The organism is Rossellomorea sp. LjRoot5 (assembly GCF_964253455.1).
GTDB lineage: Bacteria > Bacillota > Bacilli > Bacillales > Bacillaceae_B > Rossellomorea.
Genome location: NZ_CAXUQN020000001.1, coordinates 826,067 through 849,207 on the forward strand (window position 1 = coordinate 826,067; position 23,141 = coordinate 849,207).

The following is a 23,141-nucleotide window of genomic DNA, read 5'->3' on the forward strand; positions in this document are numbered from 1 at the left end:
CCTACACTGCCCAAAGATCTGACATTTAAAAATTATAGTCTGTGTATGAATAACACCAACCTTGGTGAAATTTCCTTTTATGAGTATTGCTAAAGCAAATTCAGTGTATATAGCAGGATCTAGCTATTGATTGGAGTGCAAGACGAAGACTCCTACGGGAAAATCAAAAGCGGTTTAACAAGTGAACCTAATTAATTTTTGATGGTTCGCTTTAAAAGGAAATGGATTTAGTCATGTTCCAGCTTCCTCTATGGATCATGATATGAAAACGAGTATGATCGCTACTGGTACGATGTAGCGCAGGAGGAAGATCCAGCTGTTGAATAAGCCCCTGGAGATGGATGAACCGGATTGAAGTTCATTCCAGACGTCCTCACGTTTCAATCGATAGGATACGAAGATGGAAATGAGTAAAGCACCTACAGGCAATCCGAAGTTACTCGTAATATAATCAGCGAAGTCAAAGAAGTTCTTTCCTCCGATAAGAAACTCATCGAATACACCAAATGATAGAGCGCTCGGGATTCCGGCAATGAAAACAAGGATCCCGATCAGCCAAGTAAACGGCACTCGTTTGTTCTGATTCCCCTTGGACAATGCAGCGACCCCGATCTCTAGGATGGAGAAAGCGGATGTCAAGGTGGCAAACAGTAACAGGATAAGGAACACCGTTAAGAATATCCCACCGAATGCAATCTCATTGAACACGGCAGGAAGGACCACAAAGGCAATCCCCGGCCCCTCATCCGGCTTGAAGCCGAGTGCATATACGGCCGGGAAAATCACCAATCCTGCGAGTAGGGAAATAAAGATATTCAGACTTGAAACACTGATGGCGGACCTGGGCATGCTGTCCTCTTTAGATAGATACGATGCATACGTCACCATGACGGATAGACCCACCGTTAAAGCAAAGAATGCTTGTCCCAGTGCGAGAAGGACCGTCTCTCCATTCAAATAACTCCAATCCGGGAGTAACAGGAAGCGGACACCTTCCATCGCACCATCCAATGTCAGGGATCTGATCACCAGAATAATAAATAAAATGAATAGTGCAGGCATCATATAACGACTGGCACGTTCAATCCCTTTTTGTATTCCGCCCTGTACGACAAGAATGGTGATGACGATGAAGGCGAACTGAGCGATCAGCACTTCTTTTGGATTCGCTATGATGCTTTCAAACAGAGCACCATACTGTTCTTGCGATTTTCCAATCAGAGAGCCCGTCACACTTCTTGCCAGATAGGAAAGAATCCATCCTCCCACCACACTGTAAAAGGATAAGATGATGAACGACACCACCGTCCCCAAATAACCGATCCAGTGCCACCGGGAATGAGGGGCCAATATTTTATAAGAAGTAACAGCATCAGCCCCGGCACGCCTGCCAATGACAAATTCAGCGAGAAGAATGGGGGTCCCAATTAAAACAGTAAAAAGTATAAAGAGCAAGAAGAATACACCCCCGCCATTCGCACCGGCCATATAAGGGAATTTCCAAATCGCCCCCAGGCCGATGGCAGACCCTGCCGCAGCCAGAATAAAGCCTATCTTAGAAGTCCATTGATCTTTCTTGGCCATACCTAAGATCCTCCTTTCAAAAAATAAGATTTTTCAATCGTACTATGTTTTAGTACCTCTGTACACCGGATTTTTTAATTTTCAATAAATGGGGTAAAGGACAGGAAACGCTATTCAATGAAGAAAGTAAACTGAATGACCGCGTTTCATTTCCATTTATTATGGATGAAAACGCTTAAAAACATTACTTTTCAACTAATTTTTAGAAAAGAAGCCAAAAACAAGGCAAATAGACTGGAAATTTTCTGAATATGTAGTATACTAATTGTAACAAAACGTTCACAAATTATTCTTTTTTTCGCCACAATTGAAAGCGTTTACTACAGAAATGGAGGAATTGAAATGGATGTCTTTCTAGTATACCTATTCGTCGCAACGGCAACTCCACTTTTTCTTTGGGTCGAACATCGTAAATGGGCGGTTCTTCACATCCCATTCGTTATAGCCTTATGGTCAGTGTTTATCTATTATGTAGCCGTACCTGAATTCGGAGGCTGGGGACATGTAACCTTATGGAGTCTGTTCGTGGCAAATCTTGCATTCGCACATATCGCAGCTTTCATGTTATATGCTGTTCCATTTATCCAAAAGCAAAGAAAGAAAAAATCAACGACTGTCAAGAACTTTTAGTCTGACCCATTTTTAATTGGGTTGGGCTTTTTTTTTGCACTGCGGATGATTTCATATAATCGAAAGACTGCCAATATATAGTAGAAGGAGAGCGGTATTGGAACATCCCGCATCTTTCAAAACAAAAGGTACCGTAAAGCACCGGATTCACTCTGTTTTAATAAAATGAATAATTGGGAAGCATAACTAGTGAGAATGCAATTATAGACGGATGATAGGATGTAAATGAAGGAGCAAAGAAAATCTCTTTGCCGTATTCCCGATTCTATGATATAATCTACAATTGCGTGTAAAGACGAAAAATAATATATATACTAGGAGTGTTACCATGACTACAAAATTCGAAACAGGAACTGTTGTAACAGGTAAAGTTACAGGCATTCAACCATACGGTGCGTTCGTTGCACTTGACGAAGAAACTCAAGGATTAGTTCATATTTCTGAAATCACTCACGGATTTGTTAAAGACGTTAGTGAGCACCTTTCAGTAGGCGACGAAGTAAAGGTTAAAGTATTATCAGTGGACGAAGCTGCTGGTAAAATCAGCCTTTCTATCCGTGCTACAGAAGAAGCTCCTGCTCAACAAGCAAAGCCTGCAGCAGCGAAAAAACCTCGCCGTCAAGGTCAAGGAAGTGTGAAGCAAGCTAACGAAGAAACAACACCAGCTGGCTTTAACACTCTTAAGGACAAGCTTGAAGAGTGGATCGAGCAATCAGAACGTGAAGATCTAATCAAGAAATAATTGATTATAAATAAAGACCAGCCTTTTTACAGGGCTGGTCTTTTCTTTGTTTACCGAAGTATTGAAAATATGATCGTAAATTAACGAAAAATAAAGAATTTTTTAACAATATACTTGTCCGTACCTCCCGGATGGCATATAATGAAAAATGAAAGCGCTTAACATGGTAAAAAATACATAAATACAGGAGGATCTTAGATGCTTTATAATAATCCGAATACGGAAGGGTCATTGGTACAATTTAAAGACAAATATGAGAACTTTATCGGTGGGGAATATGTACCGCCTGCAAGCGGGGAGTATTTTGAAAATGTATCACCGGTAACGGGGAAGGTCTTCACAAAAATCGCCCGTTCAAACAAAGAAGATGTTGAAAAAGCATTGGATGCTGCCCATGCAGCAAAAGACGCATGGGGCAAAACCTCTGTCGCAGAAAGATCGAATATCTTAAATAAAATTGCAGATCGTATAGAAGAAAATCTGGAAATGCTGGCTGTAGCTGAAACGTGGGATAATGGAAAGCCTGTCCGTGAAACAATGGCGGCAGACTTACCATTAGCGGTTGACCATTTCCGTTACTTCGCAGGGTGCATCAGAGGCCAGGAAGGATCCTTAGGAGAAATTGATAATGATACGGTTTCCTATCACTTCCATGAACCGATAGGGGTTGTTGCGCAGATCATCCCTTGGAACTTCCCGATTCTGATGGGGGTATGGAAGATTGCTCCTGCCCTTGCTGCAGGAAACTGTGTCGTATTGAAGCCGGCAGAACAGACGCCAGCTTCCATCATGGTTCTCGTTGAACTGATAGAAGACCTTCTGCCTAAAGGCGTATTGAACGTGGTTCAAGGGTTTGGTGTGGAAGCTGGGAAACCTCTGGCTCAAAGTAAGCGTGTTGGCAAAGTAGCCTTCACGGGTGAAACGACAACAGGCCGCCTGATCATGCAATATGCTTCACAAAACATCATTCCTGTTACATTGGAGCTTGGTGGGAAATCACCTAATATCTTCTTTGAAGATGTCATGGATCAGGATGATGACTTCCTGGATAAAGCAGTTGAAGGTTTTGTCATGTTTGCACTGAATCAGGGAGAAGTGTGTACCTGTCCTTCAAGAGCGCTGATTCAGGAATCGATTTACGATAAGTTCATGGAGCGCGCAATCGAACGCGTAAAACAAATCAAGCAGGGGAACCCATTAGATACAGATACTATGCTTGGTGCTCAAGCTTCCCAAGAACAATTGGATAAGATTCTTTCATATATCGAAATTGGGAAAGAAGAAGGGGCAGAATTACTCATCGGTGGGGAACAAAATACACTGACTGGGGATCAGGAAACAGGTTTCTATGTGAAGCCGACCGTATTTAAAGGAAACAACAAAATGCGTATTTTCCAGGAAGAAATCTTTGGACCCGTTGTTTCCGTTACAACGTTCAAAACGAAAGAAGAAGCCCTTGAAATCGCCAATGATACTCTTTATGGACTAGGAGCAGGGGTATGGACGCGTGACATGAACACGGCTTACCGTTTCGGTAGAGAGGTTCAGGCAGGACGCGTATGGACCAACTGCTACCATCAATATCCGGCACATGCGGCATTCGGAGGCTACAAAATGTCCGGTATCGGTCGTGAAAATCATAAAATGATGCTGTCACACTATCAACAAACGAAGAATTTACTAGTCAGCTATAGCCCTAAAGCGTTAGGATTCTTCTAAAATGGAACAGCGTCTAGAGGCGACAGAACAAGCTCTCCAGCTGATTGAAACGTTAAAGGGCAAGCACGGCGCCCTTTTGTTCCATCAGTCCGGTGGATGCTGTGATGGCAGTTCCCCTATGTGTTTGAGTCAAGATGATCTGATCATCGGTGACAGTGATGTATTGGTAGGTACTGTAGCCGACTGTCCTTTTTATATGAACGAACAACAATATGAATATTGGAAGCATTTCCGGATCATATTGGATGTAAGAGAAGGCAGAGGGGGAGTATTCTCCCTCGAATCCACGGAAGGTGTACGCTTCATTACGGATTCTAAATTGATGAAAGTGTGAGATTTACACTTTTAGAGACAGCCTGTTTTACAGGTTGTCTCTTTTTTTGGGATAAATATCAACCGTTCTACACAAAACGACAAGTTTCGCCCACCCCCGCCCCACAAAAAAACCACTCCCCCTATAAGAGAAAGTGGCCTCTAACCAATCAAAACGAATTCCGCTCGATCCCGTACTTCCGTATCCGGTACTGTAGGTTCTGTCTGCTCATCCCCAGGGCTTTCGCGGTCTTGGTGATATTAAAGTCGTGGTATTTCAATGCCTTCTGAATATAATAGGTTTCGGCTTCCTCCATGAAAAGCTCCAAAGGCTTGATTTCCGTGCCTGATTGGTAGAGGAATTCCGATTCACCCTGGCTTTCGTCACCTGTTGCCGTATGATGGATCCTCTGCCTGAATCCGAATGGAAGATGCTTGTATCCGATTTCCTCCTCAAACCCTACGAGGTTGAAGGCACCTTCCATGACATGCTCGAGCTCCCTTACGTTCCCCGGCCAGTCATACTGTTGGAAAATCTCCCTCACTTCGTCGGATATCCCCTTGATATTCATGGCGAAATGATGGTTGAACTGGTTAATGAAATAATCCACCAGCTCAGGAAGATCTTCTTTTCTCGAACGGAGAGAAGGGATGAAGACGGACACGATGCTCAGACGATAATAAAGATCCTTCAATAACCGCCCTTCTCCAATGGCGTCGATCGGATCCTCGTTCACCGTTGCCATCACCCTGACGTCAAATGGGAGGTCCGTCCCTCTGGATAGGAAGTTTAACAGTTTCTCCTGAAGGGAAGGGGTTAGTGAGTTGATTTCGTCGAGGAGGAGTGTTCCTCCCTGAGCCTGTCGGAAGAGAGAGGGACGGTGGTGTTCAGGGTCTTTCCCCTCACTCTTGTCGTGAAAGAGAATTTCTTCAAGCATGTCATCACGTAAAGAAGAGCAATTCTGGGTGATGAAAGGACGATTGGCACGGGCGCTGTCGTTGTGAATGCTTTGGGCGAACAGTTCCTTTCCAGTCCCTATTTCGCCGCAGATCAGGACTGGTGAGGAGGTCCGCGTCGCCTGCTTTCCTGTTTCCACAGCGTCAGTGAGACGAGGATGATGCCCTATGATGCTGTCAAACGTGAAGAAACTGCTGGGCTTTTTATGTATGTGATCCCTCATCACCTTCTCGAGTTTAGTGATGTCCCTGGCAATTTCGATGGCTCCGATCAGCACCTCATCGTGAAAAATCGGGAAGGTGTCATTCATCGTCGTGATTTCGATTCCGTTCATATTAAAGTAGGTCTGCTTGACATTAAGGGTAGGTTTATTTGTTTTCAGTACCTTTAAAAGGGTGCTTTCTTCCTCGGAGTGAAATTGAAAAACATCCAGCAGATTTTTATCGAGGACGTCTTCAATTCCCATTCCTTCGATCTCGCGCATCTTGCGATTGTATATGATGGTCCTTCCGGTAGAATCGATGACATGGACGCCTGATTCGAGATGTTCTGCGACTTTCTCATACATATGCAATCGTTTTTCAAATTCCAGCATGCTGTCTCTCTCCTCTTTTTAATCGTAGGTTCCTACTGCAAAACGTATCGTCTATTGAACATTTTATGTGCGAATTACCCATACTGACGTGGATGGGTGCGAGCCCCCAGCTCAGTGGGATTCGCAAAAAGAGTGGAATTATAAAAAATTTTTAAAAAACTCTTGAAAAACGCAACCATCTTTTGCATTATTATAAGTGTAAGGGTTTTCTAAATGCAAATTTTTTTTGCGTGCTTGTGGAGGAGGATGAATAAAATCTTTCTTTAAGGGAGCAGACCCGGATGATTCTCTGCTTCACCTTCAAGTAAAAACAACATCAGTAACACGTTAAGAGTGAAAACGGGAGTGGCCTTTGAATACAAGGGCCCCATCCTTTTATAAAAAAGATAAAGTTTTAGAATATGTAAGGAGGAATCAGTATGACAGTAAGTACGCATTCGATTATTGAACAAACAGAAAAGTATGGTGCCAAGAATTATCTTCCACTACCAATCGTTATTTCAGAAGCGGAAGGTGTCTGGGTAAAGGATCCTGAAGGCAATAAGTATATGGATATGCTCAGCGCCTATTCAGCGGTCAATCAGGGACATCGTCATCCAAAGATCATCCAGGCGCTGAAAGATCAGGCAGACCGGGTGACACTGACGTCACGCGCGTTCCATAATGATCAATTAGCACCTTGGTATGAGAAGATCTGTCAGCTGACAGGTAAAGACATGGCTCTTCCGATGAATACAGGTGCCGAGGCTGTGGAAACGGCGATCAAGACGGCTCGCCGCTGGGCATACGATGTAAAAGGGGTTGCCGAAAACAGTGCAGAAATCATCGCCTGTAACGGAAACTTCCACGGCAGGACGATGACAGCTGTATCCCTTTCTTCAGAAGAGGAATACAAGCGCGGCTTCGGTCCGATGCTTCCGGGTATCAACCTGATTCCTTACGGGGACCTAGATGCGTTGAAGGAAGCGATCACACCAAACACAGCGGCGTTCCTCATCGAACCGATCCAAGGGGAAGCAGGGATCGTATTCCCTCCAAAAGGCTTCCTGAAAGCGGCTTATGAACTATGTAAGGAAAATAATGTCCTGTTCATTGCTGATGAAATCCAGGCAGGCCTGGCCCGTTCCGGAAAAATGTTTGCATGTGAGTGGGAAGATGTCAATCCTGATATGTACATCCTCGGAAAAGCACTGGGAGGGGGAGTCTTCCCGATTTCGTGTGTGGTTGCAGATGAAGATGTGCTGGGCGTATTCAATCCAGGTTCCCATGGCTCGACTTTCGGAGGGAATCCGATGGCATGTGCGGTGTCCGTTGCCTCCCTTGATGTATTGATCGATGAAGATCTTGCAGGCCGTTCCCTTCAAATGGGAGAATACTTTATGAGTAAACTTCGTGAGATAGATAATCCTATGATTAAGGAAGTTCGTGGCAGCGGATTATTTATCGGGGTGGAACTGACAGAACCTGCCCGCAAATACTGTGAACAACTGAAAGAAGAAGGACTGCTATGTAAAGAAACTCATGATACAGTCATCCGTTTCGCCCCGCCGCTGGTCATCTCACAAGAAGACCTCGATTGGGCCATCGAAAGAATCAAAAAAGTACTGTCTTGATATCACCGGCAGGCTGAAAAGTTTTTTTCTTGAATAAGCCTTGAAAACGCTTGAAAATAAAAATTATTTCTTTCCCAAGTCAATGGTTTAAGATACGGTAATATGTTACAATAACAACGTTTCAGATCACATAATAAAGAGGCGAATGTTTACAATGGGAGAAAACCTTAATCTGTTTACTTCTACACAGCATGTCATCAATGATGCTTTATCAAAGCTTGGATATACGGAAGAAATGTATGAACTTCTGAAAGAGCCGATCCGTATGTTGACCGTCCGGATCCCTGTCCGAATGGACGATGGCAGTATCAAAGTTTTTACAGGCTATCGTGCACAACATAACGATGCAGTAGGTCCAACTAAGGGTGGCGTACGATTTCATCCTGAAGTGGATGAAGAGGAAGTTAAGGCTTTGTCCATGTGGATGAGCTTGAAATGCGGCATTGTGGATCTGCCATATGGTGGAGGGAAAGGCGGGATCATCTGTGATCCTCGAACGATGTCCTTCACAGAGCTTGAGAAGCTTAGCCGCGGCTACGTACGTGCCATCAGTCAGATTGTCGGGCCGACAAAGGATATCCCGGCACCTGATGTGTACACAAACTCTCAGATCATGGCTTGGATGATGGATGAATACAGCCGTCTTCGTGAAAATGACTCACCGGGATTCATTACGGGAAAACCGATCGTACTTGGTGGTTCCCAAGGTCGTGAAAAAGCAACAGCTCAAGGTGTGACCATCTGTATCGAACAAGCAGCAAAGAAACGCGGCATCGATATTAAAGGTGCACGCGTCGTCATCCAGGGATTTGGTAATGCCGGAAGTTTCCTTGCAAAATTCATGAATGATGCCGGTGCGAAGGTCATCGCGATATCCGATGCCCATGGAGCGCTCCATGATCCTGCCGGTTTGGATATCGATTATCTGTTGGATCGCAGGGACAGCTTCGGGACCGTAACGACCTTATTTGAAAACACGATTTCAAATAAGGAATTACTGGAACTCGAGTGTGACATCCTTGTACCTGCAGCGATTTCAAATCAGATCACGGAAGAGAATGTCTATGATATTAAAGCATCCATTGTGGTAGAAGCTGCAAACGGTCCAACTACCTTTGAAGCAACACGAATCCTGTCAGAAAGAGGGATCCTCCTGGTGCCGGACGTACTTGCAAGTGCCGGGGGAGTAACGGTTTCTTATTTCGAATGGGTTCAGAACAATCAAGGGTACTACTGGACAGAAGAAGAAGTAAACGAGAAGCTTTATGCTAAACTTGTGGAAGCTTTCAACAATGTATACGAAACATCTCAGAACCGTCGAGTGAATATGCGACTAGCCGCATACATGGTCGGCGCACGCAAAATGGCTGAAGCCTCAAGATTTAGAGGTTGGGTGTAACGATCGCATGAATAAGAAGGACGTATTCTCATTTTATATGAGGTACGTTCTTTTTTTATTTAAAGGAGTTCCCGAAATGAATGTAGAAATGATTAGAAAGCGGCGGTATAGGGTAAAATCACTGAAAATGGGCTTAGGTATATTTACATTGCTCACGGAATTTTTGTTCTTATGTTTAAACTTATAAACATTAAAGATTCGGAGGGAAACAAATGTCGACTGAATTCTTCATAGAGGAAGCTTCTCTCGAGGCGATAGAAGCAAGTCTTCAACAGCACAAGCAATTTTTCAAGTCCGGGGTGACCCGTCCCCTTCAATACAGGAAAGATTTATTAGAAAAATTCTCGACTGTCATAAAAAATCATGAAACAGAAATCATCAGTGCCTTAAAAAAAGATTTGAATAAATCCGAGATGGAAACGTATGCGACGGAAATCGGCATCCTTCTGGAGGAGATTCGATTCGTCCTTAAGAATATCGATGAGTGGGCAGAACCGAAAAAAATGAAAACGGCTAAAACCCATATTGGATCAAAGGCCTATACTGTACCGGAGCCATACGGAGTCACCTTAATCATCGCCCCGTGGAATTATCCGATCCAGCTCGCACTGGCACCGGTTATCGGAGCGATTGCATCTGGGAATACGGCGATCATAAAACCGTCGGAGCTCACCCCGACGACTTCTGCATTACTCGCTCAAATGATCAACACACATTTTGATCCAAGGCAGATGTTCGTCATAGAGGGCGGAGTGGAGACGACCCAGAATCTTCTCAAGCAGCCTTTTGATTATATTTTTTTCACCGGGAGTGTGCCTGTCGGGAAAGTGGTGATGGAAGCCGCCGCCAAGCAGTTGATCCCGGTCACCCTTGAACTGGGCGGGAAAAGCCCGTGTATTGTCGATGAAACGGCAGATATACCTCTTGCCGCCAAGCGTATCGCTTTCGGGAAAGTGACAAATGCAGGACAGACTTGCATCGCACCGGATTATTTATTTATTCATAAAAGCAAGAAAGATGAATTTATCACTGAATTCAAGAAAACCGTGATTGACTTTTATGGAACAGAACCGTTGCTCAGCGATAAATTCGGAAGGATTGTCAACGAGAGGCATTTCAATCGTTTGACGGGCTATTTAGAAGACGGGGAAATCCTTTTGGGAGGCAATGTGGATCCCGGCACCCTGAAAATCGAACCGACGTTAATGGAGCCGAGGGATTTTTCGGTGCCTGTGATGCAGGATGAAATATTCGGACCGATTTTTCCTGTCATAGAGTATGAAGATCTCGATGAGGTCATCGATTTTGTAACCGAGCGGCCGAAACCTTTGGCACTATACCTGTTCACGGAAAACCCCATCACGGAAGAGAAAATCAATGGATCGATTTCCTATGGGGGCGGTTGTGTAAATGATACCCTCATGCACATTGTAACGCCTTATCTTCCTTTCGGCGGGGTAGGGGAGAGTGGAATAGGAAATTATCACGGGGAATCCAGCTTTTCGACCTTTTCCCATTATAAGAGTATCTTGAAGCAGACGACGAAGTTCGATATGAGCTTCCGTTATCCAAGCGGACGATTCGGGATGCAGATCATCAAGAAGTTGTTGAAATGATAAAAGGTGACCCGGGGTGGGTCACCTTTTATATTGGGGTCCTTAGTATCTGGTTGGTTCTGTACGAGGTTCTCTTTCAAGCTCTTCCGTCGGTTTGAATAACAGACCAAGATTGATGAGGCCTGCAATCCCAACTAAACCGTATACGATCCTGGATAGAGCTGCATCCTGTCCGCCGAAGATCGCTGCAACAAGATCGAATTGAAAGAAACCGATAAGTCCCCAGTTGATAGCACCAATGATCGTAAGAACCAAGGCAATGCGTTGAATACCACTCATGTTGTTTTCCTCCTTTTAGTTCAATGGCTCATTCATAAGTTTCCCCGTAAGCTCATTCCTATTCAAATTGCCCATAGTAAAATTTCCTTGTGCAAGTTCTTTGCAATTTGGGGATGATATATTCGATAATAGAAAATGTGCTAGGAACATTTTGGGTAACGAAATAAATCGGCCCTTACAGAATACAAGGAGGTAACAAATAATGAATGACTTTACATTTTACAATCCGACTAAATTAATCTTTGGTAAAGGACAAGTAGAACAATTGAAAGAATTGGTGCCTCAATATGGTAAAAAGGTGCTTGTCGTTTACGGCGGGGGAAGCATCCAGCGTAACGGACTATACGATCAAGTGATGTCAGTGCTTAAAGAGATTGACAGTGAAGTATTTGAATTATCCGGAGTCGAGCCGAATCCACGCCTTTCTACGGTTAGACGAGGAGTGGAAATCGCTAAGGAGAAGAACATCGACTTTATCCTGGCCGTCGGCGGCGGAAGCGTCATCGATTGTACGAAAGCCATCGCTGCAGGCGCAAAATACGATGGAGACGCATGGGATCTTGTAACGAAGAAAACGTTTGCGAAAGAAGCCCTTCCATTCGGAACGGTTCTTACTTTGGCTGCGACGGGTTCTGAAATGAATGCCGGATCGGTTATCACAAACTGGGAAACAAATGAAAAATATGGTTGGGGAAGCCCGGTGACATTCCCTCAATTCTCCATCCTGGATCCGGAAAATACGTTTACCGTACCAAAGGATCACACCATCTATGGCATGGTGGACATGATGAGTCACGTGTTTGAACAGTATTTCAATAATGCTACAAACACACCGCTTCAAGACCGCATGTGTGAATCTGTTCTGAAAACAGTGATCGAAACAGCTCCGAAGCTGATCAATGATCTTGAAAACTATGAGCTTCGTGAGACGATACTGTACTCAGGTACAATTGCACTTAACGGAATGCTGCAAATGGGTTATAACGGTGACTGGGCAAGCCATAACATCGAGCATGCCGTGTCAGCTATATATGACATTCCACACGCAGGTGGACTGGCGATCCTGTTCCCGAACTGGATGAAGCATAACCTGAAAGTGAACCCATCACGATTTGCCCAAATGGCTGAACGCGTATTCAACGTCGACCCAGCCGGTAAATCGGAAGAAGAAGTGGCCCTTGAAGGTATCGAAAAGCTTCGTGAATTCTGGTCAAGCCTGGGTGCACCATCCCGCTTGGCGGATTATGATATCGACGACAGCAAGCTTGACCTGATGGCAGATAAAGCCATGGTCAACGGCGAATTCGGCAACTTCAACAAACTGAACAAAGAAGACGTGCTTGCGATTTTAAGAGCATCTTTATAAGTTAATGGGGAGGGACGGACCTTGTGAGGTCCGTCCCTCTTTTTGTAGTGGTTTGGGAGTAGGTGTTGGGATGAGATTTGGTGAAAAAAGTAAAACGGCTGGTTTCTGTTCAGTTTTGGCTGGATTATGGGGTGAATCGGCTGGATTCGGTGGCGTTTTGGCTGGATTAAGGCATGAATCGGCTGGATTCCTGACCATTTCGGCTTGATTTTCCCCGAAGACAATCCAAGCCACTTCCCATTTCGTCCTATCTACCCTTTTTTCCTCTGCAGATTCCAAAAATATCGTGTTTTCTTCCCAGTAATTAGGGGAACATAAACAGGTGAGGGTGGGCATAAATAAAAAGTTTATCATGCACGCGCTTACATAAAGGGAGCGTTCTTGATTCTCGGGTCAGCTTTCGATAAAGTGAGATAGAAGAAAATATTTTAATCGGAGGATGGTTATGACACACATTCATTTTGATTATTCAAAGGCGTTATCGTTTTTTGGAGAACACGAACTTACATACTTAAGTGATGCGGTTAAGGTTGCCCATCATTCACTTCATGAACAAACAGGTGCCGGGAGTGACTTCCTTGGTTGGATCGACCTTCCTGTGGATTATGACAAAGAAGAATTTTCACGCATCCAGAAATCAGCGGAAAAAATCAAAAATGATTCCGATATCCTTCTTGTGATCGGTATCGGTGGATCTTACCTCGGGGCGCGGGCAGCGATTGAGATGTTGAATCACAGTTTCTACAATGCCCTTCCGAAAGAAAAGCGTTCGACTCCACAAGTCTTATTTGTGGGGCAAAACATCAGCTCCACTTACATGAAGGACTTAATGGACCTTCTGGATGGAAAAGACTTCTCCATCAATGTGATCTCAAAGTCGGGTACGACGACTGAACCTGCGCTTGCTTTCCGTATCTTCCGCAATATGTTGGAAGATAAGTACGGGGTGGAAGAAGCCCGCACACGTATTTATGCGACAACGGATAAATCGAAGGGTGCACTGAAGACGCTTGCGACAGACGAAGGCTATGAAACATTTGTCGTTCCTGATGATATCGGAGGACGCTATTCTGTCCTGACAGCAGTAGGCTTGCTGCCGATTGCCGTCAGCGGAGTAGAGATCGAATCGATGATGAACGGTGCGGCACAAGCCCGTGAAGATTTCAGTAAATCAGAACTGACAGAGAATGCTGCCTATCAATATGCCGCGGTTCGAAATGCCCTTTACAACAAAGGAAAAACAATCGAAATGCTCATCAACTATGAGCCGGGATTGCAGTACTTTGCTGAATGGTGGAAGCAGCTGTTCGGGGAAAGTGAAGGAAAAGACCAAAAAGGCATTTATCCTTCTTCTGCGAACTTCTCGACGGATCTTCATTCTCTTGGACAATACGTTCAGGAAGGACGCCGTGACATTTTCGAAACCGTCATCAAGGTTTCAGAGCCCCGTCATGAGCTAAAAATCGAGAAAGCGGACAGCGACCTGGATGGATTAAACTACCTTGCTGGTGAAACAGTGGACTTCGTGAACAATAAAGCATTTGAAGGTACGCTGCTTGCCCATACAGATGGAGGAGTACCGAACCTGATCGTGGAAATTCCTGCGATGGATGCCTACACATTCGGCTACCTTGTTTACTTCTTCGAGAAAGCATGTGCCATGAGTGGATACCTTCTTGGTGTGAATCCATTCGATCAGCCGGGAGTGGAAGCATATAAAGTGAATATGTTTGCCCTTCTTGGTAAACCAGGCTTTGAAGAGAAGAAAGCCGAGCTTGAAAAACGTCTGAAATAATGCACAAGAGCACTGAGTAAATCTCAGTGCTCTTTTTACATTTTTCTTTACTTTTAGGAGAAACTATCCCTAAAAGAAAGGGGATGCATCCACGTGATTGAGCTTTCATCGAGCATTGAAGGACAGCATTATCAACTGTATAAACTGGAACAGCTTTTAAAGCCGCTTGGATATTCGATCGGCGGTAACTGGGATTACGATCACGGCTACTTCGATTATAAAATTGATGACGAGGTCGGGTATCAATTTTTAAGAGTGCCGTTTACCTCGGTGGACGGTCAACTGGACTCAAGGGGGGCTACCGTTGAATTCGGTAAACCGTTCCTTCTCTCTCATAAGTATCAGATCGGCCTGGACGATTTTGCATCGACAGGGAACTTTTCAGGTTCTGTCAATCAATTTTCAGAGCCCCAGGATCCCGATGCAAGTTTTCCTGAAAAGTACATTGCCGTTGGTAAGGAACTAGTGAAAGAACTCGAGAGCACCCTGTTTTCTAGTTAGAAATCACAAGGAGTTCGTCTGATTCTTCAACAATCGTCGTTAAAGGAGGATTCACTGTTGTGTGTTCTCCTTTTTTTATGCCTAAAAGGATGACGTTGTTCGTTAAGAGATGGCTGCTTAAAGAGTGGAAATTTTCATTGATGAACTCCTGTGATACAGGAATGAGCTTCAGATTATTCCCTTTTAGATGATTCAACAACTTTAATATGGTTTTAGACATTCCTTGAGAAATGATGCTATTCATCATTACGTAACTGGTCTGCATATTCGTTTGGATAACCTCATCGGCTCCTGCCCGATTGGCATTTGCGACTTGGTCCTTCTGAAGAATTTCTACCACGGTATATAATTCCGGATAGTTCCCTTTAATGGCGAGAAGGGTCAGAACGGAATTCATATCAGAGGTCATCTCATCTTTATTTTGGTCTGCCGTGATGATGGCGATGGCTGCTTCCTGAAGATTGACTTTCTTCAGGGTGGCGTCCTTAAACGGTGTTCCCCGGACGAAATGAATATGATTATTGGTGTAGGGATTCTTGTGAAGGGTTTCATCGACCAGGATGATATCACATTTGGACTGAAGGGAGGTGAGCTGATTGATGATTTCCCTTGTCCGTTCGTTCCAGCCCACGATGATGACATGCTCCCTTCCTTTAAACGTCGCCTTTCCTTCCAGGTAGGCATTTTGTGTCATGACGGTTTCGGCGGCCAGTGTGATAAAATAGGTGGAAAGAAAGCCGGCACCAACCAGGATCAGGACAATCCCGAGAAATCTCCCTTCGAATGTTATTGGAACAAAGTCTCCATATCCTACAGTGGACGTCGTGATGATGGCCCACCAAATCCCATCAAATAAAGAGGGGAAGGTATCCGGCTCTATAAAATGAATGATCGTGCCAAACGAAATCATCAGCGTTATGGCGATCGTAAATATTCGAATAACTAGAGGCCAGCGCAAGAAACCATGAAACATTTGCTGTACCATTCTACCAGCTCCTTTTTCATCTGCACTGACCATTATTTCCTTTTCAGGTACGTCTAAAACTATGAAAGCCATTCTTTCTTTAACAAACTGTACATATATGCGTCAAATGAATGGTCATCCTGAAGGATATATTCCCTCAGCAAACCTTCCTGCTTGAATCCAAGCTTCTCAACCACCCGTGATGACGCCTTATTATAAGGAACGATCACTGCTCCAATACGATTCATTCCTTTTTCTGAAAACAGGTAACGAAGTAAAGGGGAGAGCGCTTCACCCATGATTCCCTTACCCCAATGCCCGGGATGCAGGTCATATCCGATTTCACAGCGTTTATACGCCTTCGAGATGCCATGGAACCCGCATGTCCCGATCATCTTATGGGAATCTTTCTCCACGATGGCCCAGCGCATGGGACCTCCTGATTCCAGGTGCTTTTCATAGTTTTCAACCATACTGACCGCCACGTCTTTCGATTCAATCGGACTCATGCCGAAATAACGGAGAACGTCCCCGGACGTATAGAGTTCATAAAGAAAATTGACATCTTCCAATGTAATCTGTCTTAAAACCAATCTATCTGTTTCAAATACTGGATATATTTCCATATTTATCAACCCCTTTGTAGAAGAAAGTATACCATGGAAAAGCCCTTGGGGGGGTGAAAATCATTTACACAAAAAAGCCTCTGTCGAATGAGACAGAGGCTCCATCATTATGACTTGAATCCTGCAGCTTGTTGCACGTTCCATCCTTTCTTTGAATGAAATGAACCGTCCTTCACGTTTGTCAGAAGCGAGCGGTCACAATCGGAAATGGATGATTGACCTGAAAGGGCAAGCGTCAAGTCGAGATCGGCCAGTATATTCCGGATCACGTCTTTCACCCCTTGTTCACCGGCCAAAGTCAATCCGTACATATAGGGTCTTCCTATGAGAACGGAACTTGCCCCGAGGGACAATGCTTTCACCACATCGGCTCCACGCCTGATGCCACTGTCAAAGAGAACAGGGATGCGGCCGTCCACAACGTCGCATATCACCGGCAGGGAGTCTAAAGCTCCGATGGCCCCGTCAACCTGTCTTCCACCATGATTGGATACGATGATTCCATCCATTCCCCGATCGACGGCAAGCTTGGCGTCGTCGGGATGGAGAATGCCTTTCAGCAGGATCGGCAGCCGTGTATGTTCACGCAGAAAGTCCAAGTCATCCCATGTAAGTCTTGCGTTGCCAAACACTTGGGACCAGAGGATGGCAGCTGCATTCCGGTCCACTTCAGGGGGTTCACTCAATCTTGAACGAAAGACAGGATCGCTCACGTAATTACCGACTCCTTCTCCTGACAGAAAGGGAAGGTAGGCGTTTTCAAGATCGAATTCACGCCACGCCATCATCGGGGCATCAAGGGTCACGACGATAGCGGAATATCCAGACGCTTCAGCCCTCTTAAGCATACTGGCTGCAATCTCAAGGTCATTACTCCAATACAGCTGGAACCATCTTGGGGAGTCCCCCATGACGGAAGCGATTTCTTCCATGGAGTAAGTGGACGCTGAACTTGCAATGAACGGGACATTCATGGATGCCGCCGCGCGTGCAGACGCCAGCTCCCCATCAGGGTGAACGATGGATTGCACTCCGATCGGTGCAAGGAGGAGGGGGGAGGAGTAGGTTTCGCCAAATAAGGTCACTTTCAGGTCGCGATTCTCGACATTATTCAGCATACGGGGGACGATCTGCCAGCTTTCGAGGGCACTTCTGTTGGCGCGCATAGTCTCCTCGCCGCCGGCACCTCCCGCCACATAATAATAAGGACCGTCCTCAAGCTTTTCCCGTGCTCGTTGCTCAAGCTCTTCAAACCGGAAAGGGATGGAGGGACGGACCTTTCTCTGATAAATTTCATTTTGGACGTGGTTTCCATACTGATTCATGATTTTCTTCTCCTTTCATCGTTGCCGGGAAAAAATGCAAATCGTAAAAAGGAAGCGTATGTAATCGGCGTGCTTTTCCTTATAAGGAAAATGGTACTTACAGAATTCAGAAAAGTCAATTAAATCATTTTTTAAAAAGAGTCTGGGACAAAAGTGTCTAGTTAAAAGAATATCCGAACGATCATTCGAAATTCTTTTTTGAAAATCGAAATCGTTCGGATTGATCAATTTGATGTAGTGAGGAGTGGTTGATTTCCGCTCCAGGTGCTCGCTTTCCGCGGGGCGTGAGTTGAGCCTCCTCGGGCTTTTGCGAAGCCACTGAAAAAGTCCAGCATTTTAGAGATGAAAAATGATGTTTAAAAAACGAGGCTCCAGATTCGCTTCTAAGCGACGATAGACTGGTAGGGAGACATATTTGACCCCCTAAAAAACAGCATTTTTATAAAGTGACTACTTTTTCAGTGGCTTCGGCTTTTGCCCTGCGGGGTCTCAACTTTCCCGCGTTTCCCGCAGGAGGCTCGCCTTCCGCCCGAGGAAAGCGAAGTCTTGCACGGAAATCAATAGCGGTAGCAAGCAACCCTAACTAATTTTTTGATTGTTCGTCTTGGAGGAAATGGATTTAGTTATGTCCCAGCCTATCCAATTTATAGCCCAACCTGCTTTTTAATCGCATCCAATCGTTCATCAAGCTCGTCGGATACGGTTTTCACTTCTTCGTGTTTCGCTGATCCCAGATCGTTCAGGTAGTTTCTGATTTTATCCTGACGGTCATCGAGGAGAGTAGAGATGGCAGAGCGTTTCTCTGAATCAATGAGTTTTTCTTTTTCCAGGCGGTTGAGGGTTTGTGTCATTCTATTTTGTTCATTTTGAAGCATGGACTGATAAGTGGAGGATATATCTCTCAATGCATTATAGTGATCGACCGTTGTCCATACATTGTCACTGAACCTGTGAACCGCCCACCATCTCCACGTATTCTTATTGATGGCTTCTTCCCACACATTTTTGATTTCAGATAATTGCTGTTTCGTTTTCACAGAGGAGTACTCTCCGCCACCGGCCTCTGCTACCTTCTTCAATTGTCCGTCGGCCTCTGAATCCACATCGAATCCGATGATATTGATTTTGACATCGGTATTGTCCGCCTTCACCTTTTTGGCAGCGGCCACCGGATCCCCATCGCAGGTTTCGATTCCATCACTCACGACATATATGAAGTTCTCCGTCTTTCCGTCACTTTGGGATGTAAGTTGTTCGTTGGCTAATTCGATACTTGATGCCAATGGGGTCCAGCCCTTGGGATCGAATTTTGTTAGCGATTCCGAGAAAGCAGCCCCATCATATGGTTGAAGGGGATAGAGAGACTCGACTGCCTTACACGACATCTCTTTATCGGCATCACTTCCAGTTCCCTTATGTCCGAATGCGATCAGGGATACATTCACGGATTCGGGCAGCTCCTTTGCAAGACTTTCCAGGCTATCCTTGGCAAGGGACATCTTGCTTTCCCCATCCACGTCGGCTTTCATACTCCCGCTCGAATCGATCAACAAGGCGACATTCACCCTTTTGTCTTCTTTCTGGGTAATTTCATTCATCGGGACATCCTGCAGAAGTCTACCGTCGGGAAGCTCCATTTCTTCATATACAACCTCATAGTTTTCAAGCTCAGAGGCAATGTCACCGTATCCCGTTTGGAGACTTGATAGAATGGACTGTGCCCACTTATGTTCGTCCCATTTTTTCGTTTCTTTTTTACCGATATCCTCGACATATTCATCGGTTGCGTTACCTGTAGCCTCTTTATACGCTTTAGGATCTTTGGACCAGCTCTTATTTTCTATGTATTGATGATAGAGGTCGCCTGATTTCTCCTTGATCAACTCTTCGGGGGTGGCACTTGATAAATCCACTTCTTTAGAGGCTGAAATGGTCTTGCCAGGCTCCAGCCCGCCTTTTTTCTTTGTAGCGGCATTTTCTTCGTCTTCCTGACATCCGGTTAAAAGGATGAACAGCAAAGACAATATAAAAAGCGGCTTTAATCGATTCATATCATTCTCCTCTTTCGAACAAAATTATACAACTACTCATTTTATCCATAAATTTACTTTTAATCTACTACCCTTTGAACTAGTACGATAAACCCATTGATCACACAATAAAAAAAAGCGTCCTTATTGTATAAATAAGGACGCCTTTTATCTCATTTCGTTATGGAGCATAGCGGGATCGAACCGCTGACCTTTTGGCTGCCAGCGAACGTTGAGTTATTAAATACGTTTAAATAAGTCAATTTAGGTCGTTTTAATGTAAAAGAATTTACGGAAAAACCCCATTAAATAATCAAATGTGTGCTTTTGTGAACTTTTATGGTAATGTACGTGGTCATTTTTAAAATAAAGCTATACCTAAATAGAAATGGTTCTTTTCTTAGGGATTGTTGCTTTAAAAGAACAAAGGAATTTTATGGTACTATATATAAAAAGAGTTTTTTCTGGAGGTAATAACAATTGAAATATGACGTAATTATCATTGGAGGGGGGCAGGCGGGGCTTTCAATGGGGTACTACTTGAAGAAGAGTAGTCTTTCTTACCTCATCTTGGATGAATTGTCTGAGATTGGCGAGGTGTGGAAAAATCGATATGATTCTTTACAGTTGTTTACTCCTTCTTATTTTAGCTCACTTCCAGGTTTTAATCTTGATTCAGATTCATATCCTACCAAGGATGATGTTGCTGATTACTTAAAGCAATATGTAAAGAGATTCTCACTCCCATTACAGATGAACACTAAGGTCAATAGATTATTTTTAATTAATGGTGAATTCGTAATAGAAACCAATCAAGGTTCAATAAAGGCTAATAATGTTGTAGTGGCAACAGGACCTTTTCAAAAACCTTACATCCCTGATTTTTCATCGCTTATGTCTAAAGAGGTCTTACAAATTCATTCGTCAGAATACAAAAATCCAAGCCAATTAAAACCAGGGACAGCTCTAGTTGTAGGTGGAGGAAATTCCGGTGCCCAAATTGCTGATGAGTTATCAAAAGATAGGAAAGTATTTTTATCTGTCGGACATAAAATGGTGTTTTTGCCACAAGATGTTGGCAATAAAAGCATCTTTTGGTATTTGGATAAATTAGGAGTGTATAAAGCCAGTCATAATTCTCTGTTCGGAAAAATGTTAAAAAAGAGGCCAGACCCTATTTTTGGTTATAGGTTGAAAAGGTTAATTAAGAATGGAACTATAACATTAAAACCACGAGCCATTTCTTCTGAAAAAAATCTCATACTATTCGAAGACAAAACTCAAATAAAAGTAGATAATGTAGTCTGGGCAACCGGGTATAAACCAGATTACAACTGGATAGAGCTTAATGAAATATTCAACGATAAAGGATTTCCGACCCATAATAGGGGTGTAACTTCCCAAAAAGGGTTATTCTTTTTAGGGTTACCCTGGCAACATAATAGAAGTTCTGCTTTGATTCAGGGAGTAGGGGAAGATGCTAGTTATATATATACCCAACTAAAAGAATCAAATTCATAATGTTTATTCAGAAAGTCATTCCATAATGGAATGACTTTCTGCTTGTAGACAAAGTCTAAGAATTAGACCAAGTCTACAAGCTTTTTTGTATAATGGAATGGAATCGATTATTTTGTGGGGGATATAAAAGGTTATCAAAACACGTTGAGGATGGAAGAAATCAAATTGAAATGGTTGCGTTGGACCAACTTGTTCCAGAGGATCATCTAGTTAGGAAGGTTGAACAAGCGATTGACTTTGAATTTATTTATGTCCTGGTAAAAGATAAGTATTGTTTAGTGCCAAGCCGTTCCTGCCGCTACTGAAAAAGGCATCTCTTATATTGCAGATCATTAGCTCTTTCCAATTGGTCGATTGCTGATGAAATTAGTAGGCTCGTCCCAATTAATACACCTCAAGTAATCAGCCACAATTCATGCTTCATAAGGATGACTGCCCGTTCCAGATGGAAGATCCATTTAACCACCCCAATTCTTTTTATAAACAGGGTTTCAGCAGCACTGGCTCTCAAAAGTATCAGTGTAAATCTTGTAACAAAAAGACATCATTAACCCCTAAAAGAGAAGAATCCATTACATACAATCAAAAGAGACATGACCTTAAACTGACGTGTCAGGTTTGTAAAAAAACACTTATTGCGAGAATTGGGATTCCCCAATTCTTTTTTTCATTCAAGCTGATACTTGAATGAGCTTGAATGAGGGGATGGATAAAGGGTATACTATATTCAAGTAAAGGTTTGAATGAAAAAGAGGTGGGAATATGAATAAAAATACTTACGAGATCTATTGCTATGACGAAGAAAAGATCAATCGATTACAACAGGATTTCAGACAGTAGATATCCCTAGTGTTTGCATAAAATGTTCAAAAGTTTGTGTTGAAACACAGGAAAGAGGAGGTTGAAAAATGATAACAACTATACTTACAGCCGCAGCTATTTATGTAGCAACTGGTATTGATTACCTTGTTATTTTAATTCTATTATTTTCACAAATTAAAAAAGGACAGGCAAAACATATTTGGTTAGGAAAGTATATTGGAACGATAATTGTTATAGGAGCAAGTCTTTTAGTTGCTTTTGGTGTTACTAACCTAATTCCTCAACAATGGGCTATAGGACTACTTGGGCTTTTACCAATTTACTTAGGTATAAAGATATGGATTAAGGGCGACGAGGATGATGAAGGCAACATTTTATCGTTATTTTCCTCAGGTAGGTTTAATCAATTATTTGTAACGGTCACTTTTATTGTATTGTCTTCCAGTGCAGATGATTTTTCCATTTATGTACCGTATTTCACAACATTAAACGTGACTGAAATTATTGTCTCTATCATTACTTTTTTAATTATGATTGGAATTTTACTCTATGTCGGTTATCGTTTAGCCAACTTGGATTTCATATCGGAAAAAATTGAAAAGTATCAACGTTGGATTGTTCCAATTGTCTTCATAGGATTAGGAATTTATATTATGTTTGAAAATAGAACATTTAATGCCCTATTCACATTCCTGTTTTAATAAATAGTTGTACTAGTTAACAAGACAAAAGCATTAAGAAATG

General features: G+C 43.4%; 20 protein-coding genes and 1 pseudogene. 14 read left to right on the plus strand and 7 right to left on the minus strand.

Annotated features, from left to right (window positions below; translation table 11 throughout):
- Nucleotides 1–255 precede the first annotated feature (255 nt).
- Complete coding sequence (locus tag ACSQ2E_RS04150) at nucleotides 256–1,584, minus strand: sodium-dependent transporter (protein ID WP_435989480.1); 1,329 nt, start codon at nucleotides 1,582–1,584, stop codon at nucleotides 256–258.
- Between the two features lie 342 nt (nucleotides 1,585–1,926).
- On the opposite strand from ACSQ2E_RS04150, the gene ACSQ2E_RS04155 reads away from it, so the two are divergent.
- The 4 genes from ACSQ2E_RS04155 to ACSQ2E_RS04170 all read left to right on the plus strand — a co-directional run bounded on the left by ACSQ2E_RS04155 (nucleotide 1,927) and on the right by ACSQ2E_RS04170 (nucleotide 5,009).
- Complete coding sequence (locus ACSQ2E_RS04155; protein WP_435989481.1) at nucleotides 1,927–2,214, plus strand: spore morphogenesis/germination protein YwcE; 288 nt, start codon at nucleotides 1,927–1,929, stop codon at nucleotides 2,212–2,214.
- Nucleotides 2,215–2,542: 328 nt separating this feature from the next.
- Nucleotides 2,543–2,956 carry a S1 domain-containing post-transcriptional regulator GSP13 gene (gene yugI / locus ACSQ2E_RS04160; protein WP_034763847.1) on the plus strand — a complete coding sequence of 138 codons (414 nt, stop codon included), beginning with the start codon at nucleotides 2,543–2,545 and terminating at the stop codon, nucleotides 2,954–2,956.
- A 198-nt stretch (nucleotides 2,957–3,154) separates the two neighbouring features.
- Entirely contained in the window at nucleotides 3,155–4,675 is a 1,521-nt protein-coding gene (gene adh / locus ACSQ2E_RS04165; protein WP_435989482.1) for an aldehyde dehydrogenase, read from the plus strand.
- 1 nt (nucleotide 4,676) lies between these two features.
- Nucleotides 4,677–5,009 carry a DUF779 domain-containing protein gene (locus ACSQ2E_RS04170; RefSeq protein WP_098439222.1) on the plus strand — a complete coding sequence of 111 codons (333 nt, stop codon included), beginning with the start codon at nucleotides 4,677–4,679 and terminating at the stop codon, nucleotides 5,007–5,009.
- A 148-nt stretch (nucleotides 5,010–5,157) separates the two neighbouring features.
- Here ACSQ2E_RS04170 and ACSQ2E_RS04175 read toward each other — a convergent pair whose 3' ends face one another.
- Nucleotides 5,158–6,540, minus strand: a complete 1,383-nt coding sequence (locus ACSQ2E_RS04175) for a sigma-54 interaction domain-containing protein (protein WP_435989483.1) — start codon at nucleotides 6,538–6,540, stop codon at nucleotides 5,158–5,160.
- Between the two features lie 419 nt (nucleotides 6,541–6,959).
- Between ACSQ2E_RS04175 and ACSQ2E_RS04180 the strand changes: the two genes are divergently transcribed.
- The 3 genes from ACSQ2E_RS04180 to ACSQ2E_RS04190 all read left to right on the plus strand — a co-directional run bounded on the left by ACSQ2E_RS04180 (nucleotide 6,960) and on the right by ACSQ2E_RS04190 (nucleotide 11,168).
- Nucleotides 6,960–8,153 carry an ornithine--oxo-acid transaminase gene (locus ACSQ2E_RS04180; RefSeq protein WP_435989484.1) on the plus strand — a complete coding sequence of 398 codons (1,194 nt, stop codon included), beginning with the start codon at nucleotides 6,960–6,962 and terminating at the stop codon, nucleotides 8,151–8,153.
- A gap of 154 nt (nucleotides 8,154–8,307) precedes the next feature.
- Nucleotides 8,308–9,552 carry a Glu/Leu/Phe/Val family dehydrogenase gene (locus ACSQ2E_RS04185; protein WP_258262477.1) on the plus strand — a complete coding sequence of 415 codons (1,245 nt, stop codon included), beginning with the start codon at nucleotides 8,308–8,310 and terminating at the stop codon, nucleotides 9,550–9,552.
- 212 nt (nucleotides 9,553–9,764) lie between these two features.
- Nucleotides 9,765–11,168, plus strand: coding sequence for an aldehyde dehydrogenase (locus ACSQ2E_RS04190; protein ID WP_435989485.1), 1,404 nt, complete (start codon nucleotides 9,765–9,767; stop codon nucleotides 11,166–11,168).
- Between the two features lie 42 nt (nucleotides 11,169–11,210).
- Here the strand turns inward: ACSQ2E_RS04190 and ACSQ2E_RS04195 are convergent, their stop codons facing one another.
- Complete coding sequence (locus ACSQ2E_RS04195) at nucleotides 11,211–11,447, minus strand: DUF378 domain-containing protein (RefSeq protein WP_435989486.1); 237 nt, start codon at nucleotides 11,445–11,447, stop codon at nucleotides 11,211–11,213.
- A 202-nt stretch (nucleotides 11,448–11,649) separates the two neighbouring features.
- Between ACSQ2E_RS04195 and ACSQ2E_RS04200 the strand changes: the two genes are divergently transcribed.
- From ACSQ2E_RS04200 to ACSQ2E_RS04215, 4 genes are all read left to right on the plus strand, one after another.
- Nucleotides 11,650–12,813: an iron-containing alcohol dehydrogenase gene (locus ACSQ2E_RS04200; RefSeq protein WP_435989487.1), complete on the plus strand. Its 1,164-nt coding sequence runs from the start codon at nucleotides 11,650–11,652 to the stop codon at nucleotides 12,811–12,813.
- A 70-nt stretch (nucleotides 12,814–12,883) separates the two neighbouring features.
- A complete protein-coding gene (locus ACSQ2E_RS04205) occupies nucleotides 12,884–13,021 on the plus strand; it encodes a hypothetical protein (protein ID WP_435989488.1) in 138 nt (45 codons plus the stop codon).
- A gap of 237 nt (nucleotides 13,022–13,258) precedes the next feature.
- Nucleotides 13,259–14,608: a glucose-6-phosphate isomerase gene (locus ACSQ2E_RS04210; protein WP_435989489.1), complete on the plus strand. Its 1,350-nt coding sequence runs from the start codon at nucleotides 13,259–13,261 to the stop codon at nucleotides 14,606–14,608.
- 93 nt (nucleotides 14,609–14,701) lie between these two features.
- On the plus strand, nucleotides 14,702–15,109 hold the full coding sequence (locus tag ACSQ2E_RS04215; RefSeq protein ID WP_098439228.1) for a YugN-like family protein: 408 nt from the start codon (nucleotides 14,702–14,704) through the stop codon (nucleotides 15,107–15,109).
- Here the strand turns inward: ACSQ2E_RS04215 and ACSQ2E_RS04220 are convergent.
- The 4 genes from ACSQ2E_RS04220 to ACSQ2E_RS04235 all read right to left on the minus strand — a co-directional run bounded on the left by ACSQ2E_RS04220 (nucleotide 15,102) and on the right by ACSQ2E_RS04235 (nucleotide 20,075).
- The gene (locus tag ACSQ2E_RS04220) at nucleotides 15,102–16,094 is read right to left on the minus strand and encodes a potassium channel family protein (protein ID WP_435989490.1); all 993 of its coding nucleotides are present in this window, start codon (nucleotides 16,092–16,094) and stop codon (nucleotides 15,102–15,104) included. The genes ACSQ2E_RS04215 and ACSQ2E_RS04220 overlap by 8 nt on opposite strands.
- 59 nt (nucleotides 16,095–16,153) lie before the next feature.
- Nucleotides 16,154–16,699, minus strand: a complete 546-nt coding sequence (locus ACSQ2E_RS04225) for a GNAT family N-acetyltransferase (protein ID WP_435989491.1) — start codon at nucleotides 16,697–16,699, stop codon at nucleotides 16,154–16,156.
- 107 nt (nucleotides 16,700–16,806) lie between these two features.
- Entirely contained in the window at nucleotides 16,807–18,024 is a 1,218-nt protein-coding gene (locus ACSQ2E_RS04230; protein WP_435989492.1) for a lactate 2-monooxygenase, read from the minus strand.
- A 644-nt stretch (nucleotides 18,025–18,668) separates the two neighbouring features.
- Nucleotides 18,669–20,075 (minus strand): vWA domain-containing protein, encoded by a 1,407-nt coding sequence (locus ACSQ2E_RS04235; protein ID WP_435989493.1) that lies wholly within the window; start codon nucleotides 20,073–20,075, stop codon nucleotides 18,669–18,671.
- A gap of 459 nt (nucleotides 20,076–20,534) precedes the next feature.
- On the opposite strand from ACSQ2E_RS04235, the gene ACSQ2E_RS04240 reads away from it, so the two are divergent.
- From ACSQ2E_RS04240 to ACSQ2E_RS04250, 3 genes and pseudogenes are all read left to right on the plus strand, one after another.
- Complete coding sequence (locus ACSQ2E_RS04240; RefSeq protein ID WP_435989494.1) at nucleotides 20,535–21,575, plus strand: flavin-containing monooxygenase; 1,041 nt, start codon at nucleotides 20,535–20,537, stop codon at nucleotides 21,573–21,575.
- A 92-nt stretch (nucleotides 21,576–21,667) separates the two neighbouring features.
- Nucleotides 21,668–21,847 (plus strand): annotated as a pseudogene (locus tag ACSQ2E_RS04245) (hypothetical protein); the annotation flags it as partial.
- Nucleotides 21,848–22,483: 636 nt separating this feature from the next.
- Nucleotides 22,484–23,098, plus strand: a complete 615-nt coding sequence (locus ACSQ2E_RS04250) for a CadD family cadmium resistance transporter (protein ID WP_159362715.1) — start codon at nucleotides 22,484–22,486, stop codon at nucleotides 23,096–23,098.
- Nucleotides 23,099–23,141 lie beyond the last annotated feature (43 nt).

Bases quoted from the DNA above. Each gene is read 5' to 3' on its own strand.
- ACSQ2E_RS04150 (WP_435989480.1), bottom strand. From the start codon at position 1,584: ATGGCCAAGAAAGATCAATGGACTTCTAAGATAGGCTTTATTCTGGCT.
- ACSQ2E_RS04155 (WP_435989481.1), top strand. From the start codon at position 1,927: ATGGATGTCTTTCTAGTATACCTATTCGTCGCAACGGCAACTCCACTT.
- yugI (WP_034763847.1), top strand. From the start codon at position 2,543: ATGACTACAAAATTCGAAACAGGAACTGTTGTAACAGGTAAAGTTACA.
- adh (WP_435989482.1), top strand. From the start codon at position 3,155: ATGCTTTATAATAATCCGAATACGGAAGGGTCATTGGTACAATTTAAA.
- ACSQ2E_RS04170 (WP_098439222.1), top strand. From the start codon at position 4,677: ATGGAACAGCGTCTAGAGGCGACAGAACAAGCTCTCCAGCTGATTGAA.
- ACSQ2E_RS04175 (WP_435989483.1), bottom strand. From the start codon at position 6,540: ATGCTGGAATTTGAAAAACGATTGCATATGTATGAGAAAGTCGCAGAA.
- ACSQ2E_RS04180 (WP_435989484.1), top strand. From the start codon at position 6,960: ATGACAGTAAGTACGCATTCGATTATTGAACAAACAGAAAAGTATGGT.
- ACSQ2E_RS04185 (WP_258262477.1), top strand. From the start codon at position 8,308: ATGGGAGAAAACCTTAATCTGTTTACTTCTACACAGCATGTCATCAAT.
- ACSQ2E_RS04190 (WP_435989485.1), top strand. From the start codon at position 9,765: ATGTCGACTGAATTCTTCATAGAGGAAGCTTCTCTCGAGGCGATAGAA.
- ACSQ2E_RS04195 (WP_435989486.1), bottom strand. From the start codon at position 11,447: ATGAGTGGTATTCAACGCATTGCCTTGGTTCTTACGATCATTGGTGCT.
- ACSQ2E_RS04200 (WP_435989487.1), top strand. From the start codon at position 11,650: ATGAATGACTTTACATTTTACAATCCGACTAAATTAATCTTTGGTAAA.
- ACSQ2E_RS04205 (WP_435989488.1), top strand. From the start codon at position 12,884: ATGAGATTTGGTGAAAAAAGTAAAACGGCTGGTTTCTGTTCAGTTTTG.
- ACSQ2E_RS04210 (WP_435989489.1), top strand. From the start codon at position 13,259: ATGACACACATTCATTTTGATTATTCAAAGGCGTTATCGTTTTTTGGA.
- ACSQ2E_RS04220 (WP_435989490.1), bottom strand. From the start codon at position 16,094: ATGGTACAGCAAATGTTTCATGGTTTCTTGCGCTGGCCTCTAGTTATT.
- ACSQ2E_RS04225 (WP_435989491.1), bottom strand. From the start codon at position 16,699: ATGGAAATATATCCAGTATTTGAAACAGATAGATTGGTTTTAAGACAG.
- ACSQ2E_RS04230 (WP_435989492.1), bottom strand. From the start codon at position 18,024: ATGAATCAGTATGGAAACCACGTCCAAAATGAAATTTATCAGAGAAAG.
- ACSQ2E_RS04235 (WP_435989493.1), bottom strand. From the start codon at position 20,075: ATGAATCGATTAAAGCCGCTTTTTATATTGTCTTTGCTGTTCATCCTT.
- ACSQ2E_RS04250 (WP_159362715.1), top strand. From the start codon at position 22,484: ATGATAACAACTATACTTACAGCCGCAGCTATTTATGTAGCAACTGGT.